General features: G+C 31.5%; 10 protein-coding genes. All 10 read left to right on the forward strand.

The window, feature by feature from the left end:
* Positions 1-593: 593 nt before the first annotated feature.
* The 10 genes from thrS to glgB all read left to right on the forward strand — a co-directional run bounded on the left by thrS (position 594) and on the right by glgB (position 12,759).
* Complete coding sequence (gene thrS, locus FP421_RS05990; RefSeq protein ID WP_159948609.1) at positions 594-2,534, forward strand: threonine--tRNA ligase; 1,941 nt, start codon at positions 594-596, stop codon at positions 2,532-2,534.
* Positions 2,535-2,650: 116 nt separating this feature from the next.
* The gene (gene infC / locus FP421_RS05995) at positions 2,651-3,169 is read left to right on the forward strand and encodes a translation initiation factor IF-3 (RefSeq protein WP_262885939.1); all 519 of its coding nucleotides are present in this window, start codon (positions 2,651-2,653) and stop codon (positions 3,167-3,169) included.
* Positions 3,170-3,245: 76 nt separating this feature from the next.
* Positions 3,246-3,443: a 50S ribosomal protein L35 gene (gene rpmI, locus FP421_RS06000; protein WP_159948611.1), complete on the forward strand. Its 198-nt coding sequence runs from the start codon at positions 3,246-3,248 to the stop codon at positions 3,441-3,443.
* 93 nt (positions 3,444-3,536) lie between these two features.
* The gene (gene rplT / locus FP421_RS06005; RefSeq protein WP_159948613.1) at positions 3,537-3,881 is read left to right on the forward strand and encodes a 50S ribosomal protein L20; all 345 of its coding nucleotides are present in this window, start codon (positions 3,537-3,539) and stop codon (positions 3,879-3,881) included.
* 81 nt (positions 3,882-3,962) lie between these two features.
* Positions 3,963-4,559 carry a hypothetical protein gene (locus FP421_RS06010; RefSeq protein ID WP_159948615.1) on the forward strand — a complete coding sequence of 199 codons (597 nt, stop codon included), beginning with the start codon at positions 3,963-3,965 and terminating at the stop codon, positions 4,557-4,559.
* 208 nt (positions 4,560-4,767) lie between these two features.
* Positions 4,768-5,973, forward strand: coding sequence for a glycogen synthase (gene glgA, locus FP421_RS06015; protein WP_159948617.1), 1,206 nt, complete (start codon positions 4,768-4,770; stop codon positions 5,971-5,973).
* 4 nt (positions 5,974-5,977) lie between these two features.
* Positions 5,978-7,243, forward strand: a complete 1,266-nt coding sequence (locus tag FP421_RS06020; protein ID WP_159948619.1) for a glucose-1-phosphate adenylyltransferase — start codon at positions 5,978-5,980, stop codon at positions 7,241-7,243.
* 33 nt (positions 7,244-7,276) lie between these two features.
* Positions 7,277-9,214: an alpha-1,4-glucan--maltose-1-phosphate maltosyltransferase gene (locus FP421_RS06025; protein ID WP_159948621.1), complete on the forward strand. Its 1,938-nt coding sequence runs from the start codon at positions 7,277-7,279 to the stop codon at positions 9,212-9,214.
* Positions 9,215-9,217: 3 nt separating this feature from the next.
* A complete protein-coding gene (locus FP421_RS06030; protein ID WP_159948623.1) occupies positions 9,218-10,846 on the forward strand; it encodes a trehalose synthase in 1,629 nt (542 codons plus the stop codon).
* Positions 10,847-10,851: 5 nt separating this feature from the next.
* Positions 10,852-12,759 (forward strand): 1,4-alpha-glucan branching protein GlgB, encoded by a 1,908-nt coding sequence (gene glgB / locus FP421_RS06035; RefSeq protein WP_159948625.1) that lies wholly within the window; start codon positions 10,852-10,854, stop codon positions 12,757-12,759.
* Positions 12,760-12,774: the final 15 nt, after the last annotated feature.

Here is a 12,774-nt window from a genome sequence, read left to right on the forward strand (position 1 = left end):
TTAAAACAACTAATAAATACAACCTAAAACAACTTCTCAATGAACTAATCCTCGCTCTAAAAACTATTTGTTTTTTCGCTTAGCGGGTGCAAATATACAACCCATTTTTAATCTCACAAGTCTTTTTAGCATCTTTTTTTATTTATTCTTAAATTCTATTTTAACTCCCTTATTAATCGCCACTTATACCTGTAAGTTTTTTATGGTTTATTTAATAACTTATACAAGTTATAAACCAAACTACCATTCCCAAATAATTATTGGGTGTAAATTATTATTGATTTATAAAACTTTTAATACGCTTTAAACGAATTAAATGTATTGCTTTTCAAAAAAATCTATTCAATGGCTCGTGTTAGGGATTGAAACGGCATCCTTTTTATGATGAGTTACAATCCATACTTCTTAATGATCAAAATATTTTATTAAGCTATGAGATTCTGAAATAAATCAGACATAAAAAGATATAGTGAAAAGCCCGACCTGACCTTAGGAAGGTAACACCAAAATAATCCTTATTAATAAGTACATATATATATTGTATGAAAAATTGTTTTCTAATATCTTTGCAGCCTCAAAATAATTTACATTAAATGATTAAAATTACTTTACCTGACGGAAGTATTAAGGAGTTTGCAAAAAACAGCACTCCTATAGATGTAGCTAAAAGCATTAGTGAAGGATTGGCAAGAAACGTAATTTCTGCGAATTTTAACGGTACAACTGTTGAAACCACTACTCCATTAACCTCAGATGGTTCTTTAGTTTTATACACATTTAATGATGATGGTGGTAAAAAAGCTTTTTGGCATAGCTCTGCGCATGTTTTAGCTGAAGCTATTTTAAGTTTTCATCCTAATGCAAAACTAACTATTGGTCCTGCAATTGACAATGGGTTCTATTATGACTTAGATTTAGGTGATAAAACCATATCTGAAAAAGACTTTGATGCTATCGAGAAAAAATTTCTTGAAATAGCACGTGGAAAACACGAGTTTAAAATGCGTGAAGTTTCTAAAGCAGATGCTTTAGCTAAATACCAAAAAGAAAATAACGAATACAAAGTTGAATTGATTGAAAATTTAACTGATGGAGACATCACGTTTTGTGACCACAGTAATTTCACTGATTTATGTAGAGGAGGACACATTCCAAATACAGGCATTATAAAAGCTGTGAAAATCATGAATGTTGCTGGTGCGTATTGGCGTGGTGATGAGAAGAATAATCAGTTGACACGTGTTTATGGAATTTCTTTCCCGAAACAAAAAATGTTGAAAGAGTATTTAGAACTTTTAGAAGAGGCAAAAAAACGAGATCACAGAAAATTAGGTAAAGAATTAGAATTGTTTACTTTCTCTCAAAAAGTAGGTCAAGGTTTGCCTTTGTGGTTGCCAAAAGGAGCTGCCTTACGTGCTCGTTTGGAAAACTTCTTAAAAGCTGCTCAGAAAAAAGCAGGGTACGAAATGGTAATGACTCCTCATATTGGACAGAAAGAATTGTATGTTACCTCTGGGCATTATGAAAAATATGGAGAAGATAGTTTTCAAGCGATAAAAACTCCTAAAATGGATGAGGAGTTTTTATTAAAACCAATGAACTGTCCACATCACTGTGAAGTTTACAACTTTAAACCTTATTCTTATAAAGATTTACCAAAACGATTTGCAGAATTTGGAACAGTTTATAGATACGAACAAAGTGGAGAACTACATGGGCTAACTCGTGTTAGAGGGTTTACACAAGATGATGCACATATCTTCTGTACTCCAGAACAATTGGATCAAGAATTTAAAGATGTTATTGATTTAGTATTATATGTATTTGGTTCTTTAGGTTTTGAAGATTTTACCGCACAAGTTTCTATTAGAGATATGGAAAACTTGGATAAATATATAGGTGATATTGAAACTTGGGAAATTGCTGAACAAGCAATTATTAATGCAGCAACAGATAAAGGCTTGAATTTTGTGATAGAAGAAGGTGAAGCTGCTTTTTACGGACCAAAATTAGACTTCATGGTAAAAGATGCTTTAGGAAGAAGCTGGCAATTAGGTACAATTCAAGTTGATTACAATTTACCAAAACGTTTTGATTTAACTTACACAGGATCTGACAACCAATCTCACAGACCTGTAATGATTCACAGAGCACCATTTGGCTCTATGGAGCGTTTTATTGCGGTATTACTTGAACATACAGGTGGAAATTTCCCACTTTGGCTAACACCAGATCAAGTTATTATACTGCCAATCAGTGAGAAATATCAAAATTATACAGAAAAAGTTTTAGAATCGCTAGAAAATTCCGAAATTCGCGCCCTCGTAGATGACAGAAGTGAAAAAACTGGACGTAAGATTCGTGATGCAGAAGTGAGTAAAATCCCATTTATGGTGATTGTTGGAGAGAAAGAAGAGCAAGATGGCACAGTTTCTGTTAGAAAACACGGTGAAGGAGATTTAGGAACTTTTACCATAGAAGAGTTTAAATCTTTAATAAAAGAGGAAGAAAGTAAAACTTTGAAGAAATTTTAATTAAATTTGAATTTCGTCAAGAAAAAAATAAGCGACTGGAAATCAGTCATAAGTTAAATTTAAATTTATAAGTCATAGCAATTAGAAGAAGCAGGTCTAGAAGACCACTAAGAGTAATCAAAGAGGATCAACACAGAATTAACGACAAAATCAAATATGTTGATGAAGTTCGTGTAGTTGGCGATAACGTTGAAGTTGGTGTATATCCGTTAGCGAAAGCTAAGGAAATGGCCAGAGAACAAGAGTTAGATTTGGTTGAGATATCACCAAAAGCTAAACCTCCTGTTTGTAAAATTATTGATTACAAGAAATTCTTGTATGAGCAAAAGAAACGTGAAAAAGCTTTAAAGTCTAAAGCAACAAAAGTGACTATTAAAGAAATACGTTTTGGACCTCAAACAGATGAGCATGATTATGAGTTTAAAAAGAAACATGCAATTAAGTTCTTACAAGATGGAGCTAAATTAAAAGCATTTGTATTTTTTAAAGGAAGGTCAATTATCTTTAAAGAGCAAGGTCAAATTTTATTATTAAAATTAGCCCAAGAACTTGAAGAATATGGTAAAGTGGAGCAATTACCAAAGTTAGAAGGTAAACGTATGATTATGTTTATCGCTCCAAAAAAGACAAAATAACAAGTCTATAAAATCAGTTTTTTACTGATGACGTAGTTTGATATAAAATTAAGCAAGTAGTTAAAACGAAGGAGAGATGCCTAAAATGAAAACAAAATCTAGTGCTAAGAAACGATTTAAAGTTACTGGTACTGGTAAATTAAAAAGAAAGCACGCGTTTAAAAGTCACATCTTAACAAAGAAGTCTAAAAAACGTAAGTTAAAGTTAACTCATGATACTTTAGTACACAAGTCTGATGAAGCTAACATTAAACAACAATTAAACTTGAAATAAGTTTAACAAGGGAATTTAATTATTAACCATGGAGTTAGGCAAAAATAGAAAGTATTCTTTAATGAATCGCCTACTACAAAACACATTGAAATTATGCCAAGATCAGTAAATTCAGTAGCTTCAAGAAATAGAAGAAAAAAAATCTTGAAAGCAGCAAAAGGTTACTTTGGAAGACGTAAAAACGTTTACACAGTAGCAAAAAATGCGGTTGAAAAAGGTATGCTATACGCATACAGAGACCGTAAAAACAATAAGAGAAACTTCCGTTCTTTATGGATTACGCGTATTAACGCAGCAGCCCGCTTACACGGAATGTCTTACTCTCAGTTTATGGGAAAAGTGAAAGCTAATAACATCGAATTAAACCGTAAGGTTTTAGCAGATTTAGCTGTAAACAACCCAGAAGCTTTTAAGGCAGTTGTAGAAAAAATAAAATAAATAATAATACTTGCTTATAAAAAAACCCAAACATTTTGTTTGGGTTTTTTTTATAAATTTACATTTCTAAACTATTCTACAATGAAATTTTACACAACCACAATATTTTTACTTTTTATCTCATTAACTTTTGCTCAAGAAACTACTGAAGAATCAAACTCTATTGAGAGTCAATTTGATAAAATATTCAGAACCTCTACCACTTACAAACCTAAAGACACTCCCAAAAGATACAAAGTAATTGATATTCAAAAATACATATCATTAAAAGAAAATGTCTTGGATTCGTTAAAATCTTCTATCAAAATTATTTCAGAAAAAGAAAACCTTCTAAAAACTGAAAGAGATAACATTTCTAAAACCAAAGATTTACTATCTAAAACAAAATCAGATTTAGATATTGCGCTGCAAAAAGAAAATTCCATTTCTTTATTTGGTATACATCTTAGTAAAAGTTCATATAACCTAATTTTATGGTCAATAATTATACTAATGCTAACAGGCTTATTTTACTTTATATTTAAGTATACAAGAAGTAACGTTTTAACTAAAGAAGCTCAAGATAATTTATTAGATGTTGAACAACAATTTGAGCAACACAGAAAAAAATCTCTTGAAAGAGAGCAAAAATTGAGGAGGCAACTTCAAGACGAAATCAACAAACAAAGAAATAGTTAAACCTTAACTATTTACAGCTAATATATTCTCAATATATTTCAAATTATACTGATGATTTTGCAATAGAACTTAATATATTAGTTTTATTTTTAAAGGTTTAACAAAATAATATTTAACAAATAAATGAACTCTGTTTTTTGGCTTTTTTAATAGTATTTAACTATATTATGAGTTCAAATCAACCAACAATTTAAACTTCAAATTATTTATGAAAGCCCTTTTTTTTACCAGAGAATTCCCTCCTTATGTCTATGGTGGTGCTGGTGTTCATGTTGAATATCTTGCAGCAGAATTAGCCAAACTTATCGATATTGATGTACGTTGTTTTGGGGATCAAAATGACAGTAGTGAAAATCTAACTGTAAAAGGCTTTCCTTATGAAAACCCACTTTTTGACAATACTGATGATAAATTAAAAGCGGTTTTTAAAACACTTAGCACAGGGCTTCATATGAATGCTGAAGCAATTGATGCAGACGTTGTGCACTGCCACACCTGGTATGCCCACTTTGCTGGTATTGTTGCTAAATTATGCTACGGAATTCCTTTAGTAATTACAACTCATTCTTTAGAGCCTTTACGCCCTTGGAAAAGAGAACAATTAGGTCGTGGTTACGACGCTTCTTCTTGGGTTGAAAAAACAGCAATAGAAATGGCAGATGCTTTAATTGCTGTTTCTGAAGAAACAAAAGAAGATGTGTTAAAACATTTTGATGTTGATGAAAAGAAAGTAAAAGTAATATACAATGGTATTAATCTACAACAATATGTAAAAACTTCTGAAACCGACACTCTAGACGAATATGGTGTTGATAAAAACAAACCTTATGTTCTTTTTGTGGGAAGAATAACTAGACAGAAGGGAATTATCCATTTAGTAAATGCTATTAAATATATAGATCCAGATACTCAAATTGTGCTTTGTGCTGGTGCTCCAGACACAGAAGAAATTGGTAAAGAAATGGAAGATGCAGTAAACAAAGTTAAAAAGACTCGTAAAAATGTAATCTGGATTGATAAAATGGTTACAAAAGAAGAAATTATTCAACTATATTCTCATGCAGATGTTTTCTGTTGTCCTTCGATTTATGAGCCTTTTGGAATCATAAACATAGAAGCGATGGCCTGTGACACTGCTGTAGTTGCTAGTGCTGTTGGAGGAATTAAAGAAGTTGTTGTTGATGGTGAAACAGGTATTTTAGTTCCTGTAGAACAACAAGGCTCAGCACCATTTGAACCTGTTAATCCAGATAAATTTGCCAGAGACTTAGCAGAAGGAGTAAATACATTAATTAATAATCCAGAATTAAGAAACACCATGGCTAAAAAGGGCCGTAAAAGAGTGGAAGACTATTTTGACTGGATATCCATTGCAAAACAAGTAGAAGAACTATACAAATCCTTAAAAAAATAACTAAATGATTAACAATAAAGTACTCGGAATTATCCTAGGTGGAGGACAAGGATCAAGATTATATCCATTAACAAAAGATAGATCTAAACCTGCTGTACCAATTGCTGGTAAATATAGATTAGTAGATATTCCTATTTCAAATTGTATCAATTCAGATATTAAAAGGATGTATGTATTAACACAGTTTAATTCAGCTTCTTTAAATGCACATATAAAAAATACCTATCACTTTAGTTTTTTTAGTTCTGCTTTTGTAGATGTATTAGCAGCAGAACAAACCATTCATAGTGACAAGTGGTTCCAAGGAACAGCAGATGCTGTTAGACAAAGTATGCATCACTTTTTACAAAATGATTTTGAATATGCTTTAATTCTTTCTGGTGACCAATTGTATCAAATGGATTTTAATGATATGATTCAAAAACACGAAGAAAGTGGAGCTGAAATTTCAATAGCTACATATCCTGTTAACGCCAAAGACGCTACTTCTTTTGGGTTATTAAAAACAAATGATGAAAATATTATTACTTCTTTCATCGAAAAACCAGGAGCAGAATTATTACCAGATTGGACTTCTGATGTGGGTGATGAAATGAAAGCTCAAGGCAGAGATTATCTCGCATCAATGGGTATATATATTTTCAATAGAAATTTATTGAAAAAGTTGATGGAAAACCCTGATACTAATGACTTTGGTGGAGAAATTATACCTCAGGCTATTGAAAACCACAAAACATTAAGCTATCAATATGAAGGTTATTGGGAAGATATTGGAAATATAGATTCTTTCTTTGAAGCAAACATCGGTTTAACAGATGATGTTCCTCAATTTGATTTATACAATGAAAAAGGTATTTACACCAGAGCACGTATTTTACCAACATCAAAAATATCTGGTTCTATTTTAAACAAAGCCGTTATTGGTGATGGTTGTATCATTCAAGCAGAAAAAATTGAACGATCTGTAATTGGCATCCGTTCTAGAATTGGTAAAAACTCTTTAATTTCTAATACCTATATGATGGGTAATGACTTTTATGAAAGCCTAGAAGAAGTTGCCAAAAACAATATAGATATTATGATGGGAATTGGAGATAGATGCTATATTCATAACTGTATTGTAGACAAAAACTGTAGAATTGGAGATGATGTAAGAATTAATGGCGGTACTCATATAAAAGATACTGAAACTGATACTTATATGGTGAAAGATGGAATTGTTGTTATCAAAAAAGATGCAACTATTGCTAAAGGAACTATCATCGGATAATCACTTTTTTATTTTCAAAAATTAACTAAACTAATGCAAAATCAAAGTAGAATTGTAGTAGAAAATGTTGCTCCACAAATAAATTGTGGTAATGTCTTTATTAAAAGAGTTCTTGATGAAATAGTAAATATAAGTGCAGATGTTTTAATTGATGGGCATGATGTTCTTCAAGCTGCTGTTCATTACAAGCACGAAAGCGATAATGACTGGTCTGAATTAAGAATGACTCCAACTTTTAATGATGAATATGCTGCTAGTTTTCAAGTAACAAAACAAGGTTTTTATTCTTATAAAGTTGAAGGTTGGGTAGATTATGCCTTAAACTGGCAACATGGAATTGAGCGTAAAATTGATGATTATCAGCACGTAAATTCAGAACTTTTAGAAGGAGCAGAAATAATTCAGGTAATTATTGATAGTGTTCCTGCAGAAGACAAAGATTACTTGTTGCATTTAATCTATATTTTTAAAAACTCAGAAACTTATAACGAAGCCATTAAAGAAGCCGTTTCAGAGAGGTTAACTACTGTTTTTAAAAATAATCCAGATAAAATTCTATCAACCTTTTCTAATGAATATCAAGTATACGTAGACCGTAAAAAGGCTAGGTTTTCTACTTGGTACGAATTTTTTCCAAGATCTGCATCAGAAGAAGAAGGTAAACACGGCACCTTTAATGACTGCCATCGATTGTTACCTAGAATTTCTAAAATGGGATTTGACACGTTGTACTTCCCTCCTGTTCATCCAATTGGTGAAGTAAACAGAAAAGGAAAAAATAATACTACAGTTGCTCAAGATGGTGATGTAGGTTCTGCCTGGGGAATTGGATCTAAACATGGAGGTCATAAAGATTTGCATCCACAATTAGGTAGCGTAGAAGATTTTAAAAACTTAATTGCTGCTGCAAAAGAATTAGATATTGAAATCGCAATGGATTATGCTTTACAAGCAGCTCCAGATCATCCATGGGTAACTGAACATCCAGATTGGTTTAAATGGAGACCAGATGGAACTGTGCAATACGCAGAAAATCCACCAAAAAAATACCAAGATATTTTACCTATTTATTGGGAAAGCAAAGATTATAAAAACCTATGGCAAGAATGTTTAGATACTTTATTGTACTGGATTGATTGTGGAGTTAACGTTTTTAGAGTTGACAATCCACACACAAAGCCTTATTATTTTTGGAATTGGGTGATTACTGAAGTAAAAAAACAGCATCCAGATATTATCTTTTTGGCAGAAGCATTTACCAAACCTAAAGTAATGCAACAATTGGCTAAGCAAGGTTATACGCAGTCATATACTTACTTTACTTGGAGAGATTCTAAACATGAGTTGATTGAATACATGAACGATTTAACTCAAACAGAACAAAAAGAATATATGCAACCTAATTTCTGGCCAAACACACCAGATATTAATCCTTTTCATTTACAAGGAGCTCCAGAAAGCAAATATTTGCAACGCTATGCTTTGGCAGCAACCTTAAGTTCTAGTATCGGAATATACGGTCCTGTTTTTGAACAAATGATTAGCGAACCTATTCCTGGAAAAGAGGAATATTATATGTCTGAAAAATTTCAACTTTGTCATTACGATTGGTTCAAAGAAAATAAAGTAACTACTTTAATTTCTAAAATAAATCATATTAGAAAAGAGAACGAATCTTTTCAACAAACCAATAATATTAAATTTGTAGAAACTGGTAACGATCAATTGATTGCATTTTATAAATGGAATAATGATAAAACTAACGAAACCTTAACCATTATAAGTTTAGATGCTTGGAACGCGCAAACAGGTTCTGTTCAATTACCATTACATGATTTAGGGATCAATCACGGGCATAAAATTGAGGTTGTCGATTTGGTAACTAGAAATAGTTACAATTGGTATAACGAATGGAATTATGTAGAACTACATGCAACATTACCTTTTCATATCTTTAAAATCAACAAATAATATATGATCGAAAAAACAAATACAAAATCTAATTCAAAACTATTTTCATCCGAAAGTAAATGGGAAGAATTAATAGAAGACAAAGATTTTGTAAACGTTTTTTTATCAGATGTTTTAGAAGATTATATTATTAAGCAACGTTGGTATGGAGGAAAATCTAGCAAACTCAAATACATAGAACTAAGCGAATATTTCCGAATTCAACAAGGAGGAGAAGTTTATTTTGGATTGATTTTAGAAGTCGATTTTGTAGAGGCCTTCTATCATCATTACTTTTTACCAATAGCATTTATTTCCGATGAAAACTTTGCTAAAGAAAACAGAATTTTACCTATAAAACTAAAAAATCAAGAAGGTTTTATTATTGATGCAATGCATTTAGAAGCCTTTAGAAAAGTAGTTTATGAAAGAATAAGTTCTGCATTACCTATTGATAAAACTCCAGTTCAATATCATAAAACAGAAGGTTTTAATTTTCCAAAATATGAATCATCAAGGTTCATGGGAGTTGAACAAAGCAACACATCAATTATTTACAATGATGCATTTATTTTAAAGTTTTTTAGAAGAATTTATGCAGATAAAAATCCAGACTATGAAATGAGTCGTTTTTTATCAGATAAAAAAGATTTTAAAAATACTCCTCCGTATTTAGGGAGTATGAATATCATCGATTCTGAAAACACTAACATTACTATTGGACTGATGCAAAAATTAGTTGCCAATAATGGTGATGCTTGGGAATACTTTTTAAAGGAGCTGAATGTTATTTATGCCTCAATAGACAGTAAAAAAATAGATTTTAAAGAATTACCAGATATTGAAATTTTTAAAAGAAAAAAAATAGCTGAACTTCCTCCTCAAATTGTAGATTGGATTGGCTTAAATTTTTTAAATAAAATTCAACTCTTAGCCAAAAGAACTGCAGAAATGCACATTGCTTTAGGCTCTGAATTCGAAGAAACTGCATTTACTCCTACTCGTTTTAATGGCGATTATACAGTTTGGTTAAAGAACAGGTTAACCTATCAATTTCAAAACAGATTAAATCTTACAGAAAATAATTTGCATAAATTAGAGGGCAATTCTTTACAATTGGCTCAAGAATTTTTAGACAATAAAAATGAAATCAGAAAACGTCTAGTAAATTTTGATTGGACAAAATTAAAAGGAGAACGCATTAGAATTCATGGCGATTATCATTTAGGACAAGTTTTAGTACAAGATGATGATTTCTGTATTTTAGATTTTGAAGGAGAACCAGAAAGCACCATTAGAGATCGTAAAGTAAAACAACCTCCTTTAAAAGATGTTGCTGGTTTATTTAGATCTTTTCATTATGCAATTTATTCTACAATTTTCAATAACCAAAAGAACTATTCTAAATCTCAAGAAGAGCTTTTTGATTTTGGAGAATTATTATACAAATACATGGTTTCAGTATTTTTAGAAACCTACAGAGAAGTAACCCAACAAGAAAATTTATCTATTGGTTACACAAACGAAAGAATATATTTACTAAAATATTGCTTATTAGAAAAAGCAATTTACGAGTTAGGCTATGAACTTAACTCAAGACCCAAATGGACAATTATTCCGCTAAAGGGTATTGCAAACATTTTGAACTCATAAAAATTATGGCACAAACAAAAGTACACAGTCTTTTTTCAGAATTCGATATCAATCTTTTTCAAGCTGGTAAACATTATCGTCTTTACGAAAAATTTGGTTCTCATATTATTACTGTAGATGGTGAAGAAGGAACATATTTCTCAGTTTGGGCTCCAAGTGCAAAAATGGTTTCTGTAGTAGGAGATTTTAATTTTTGGTTAGAAGGAGAACACCAACTAAACGTTCGTTGGGACGGAAGTGGGATTTGGGAAGGATTTATTCCTGGAGTTGGAAAAGGAGCAACTTATAAATACAAAATCCAAAGTGCTAATAACGATATAAGCACAGAAAAAGCAGATCCTTTTGCTAGAAGATGTGAACATCCTCCAAGAACGGCATCAGAAGTTTGGGAAGATAATTACGAGTGGCAAGATAAAAAGTGGATGAAAAACAGAAAGAAAAACAACGCTTTAGATGCGCCTTTTTCTGTGTATGAAGTTCATTTAGGCTCTTGGAAAAAACAAATTGAAGAAAACCGCTTTTTAAGCTACAGAGATTTAGCTGATGAATTGGTTGATTATGTTGATGATATGAATTTTACGCACGTAGAATTTATGCCGATTATGGAATATCCTTATGACCCAAGTTGGGGATATCAACTAACAGGATATTTTGCACCAACATCTCGTTTTGGATATCCAGATGAATTTAAATATTTAGTAGATAAGTTTCACGAAAAAGGAATTGGAGTCTTATTAGATTGGGTGCCTTCTCACTTTCCCTCTGATGACCATGGCTTAGGATTCTTTGACGGATCTCACTTATATGAACATCCAGATAGAAGAAAAGGATACCACCAAGATTGGAAAAGTTTAATTTTTAATTATGGTAGAAACGAAATAAAATCTTTCTTAATCAGTAATGCAATTTTTTGGTTAGACCAATATCATGCAGATGGTTTACGAGTTGATGCTGTAGCTTCAATGCTATTCTTAGATTACTCAAGAGAAGAAGGTCAATGGGAACCAAATGAATTTGGTGGAAGAGAAAATTTAGAAGCGATTAGTTTTATCAAAGAAATGAATGCTGCTGTTTATGAAAGTTTCCCTGATGTACAAACCATTGCAGAAGAATCTACTTCTTTCCCTAAAGTTTCTAGACCAATTTATGATGGAGGTTTAGGTTTTGGTATGAAATGGATGATGGGGTGGATGCACGATACTTTAGATTATTTTGAAAAAGAACCTATCTACAGAAAGCATCATCAAAATGATTTGACTTTTAGTTTAAATTATGCATTTACAGAAAATTTTATGTTGCCTTTATCTCATGATGAAGTTGTTTATGGTAAAAAGGCAATCGTAGATAAAATGCCTGGTGATGAGTGGCAGAAATTCGGGAATTTAAGATTATTATACAGCCTAATGTTCACTCATCCAGGAACAAAACTATTATTTCAAGGTGGTGAATTCGGACAAACAAGCGAATGGAATTTCCAAGGAAGTTTAGATTGGCATCTTTTAGATTATGATGTTCATAAAGGGTCGCAAGCTTTAGTTAAAGACTTAAATAAACTATACAAAAAAGAACCTGCTTTACATCAAAAGCAATTTTCACACGAAGGCTTTGAGTGGATTGACCATGGAGATCACCAAAATTCGGTGATGTCTTATATTAGAAAAGGAGAAAATGAAAAAGATAATGTTATTGTTATTTTAAACTTAACTCCTGTTCCTAGAGAAAACTATAGAGTAGGCTTACCAAAAGCAGGAACTTTAAAAGAAGTTTTTAATAGTGATGCCAAAAAATACAATGGCACTAACAATTACAAAAACACCAAATTAACTTCAGATCAAAAAGAATGGAATGGTAGAGAAAATTCAGTAGAATTAACATTACCTCCATTAGGTATGATTGCTTACAAATACAAATAAACTTACATCAAGCCT

This window comes from Polaribacter septentrionalilitoris (assembly GCF_009832745.1).
Lineage (GTDB): Bacteria > Bacteroidota > Bacteroidia > Flavobacteriales > Flavobacteriaceae > Polaribacter > Polaribacter septentrionalilitoris.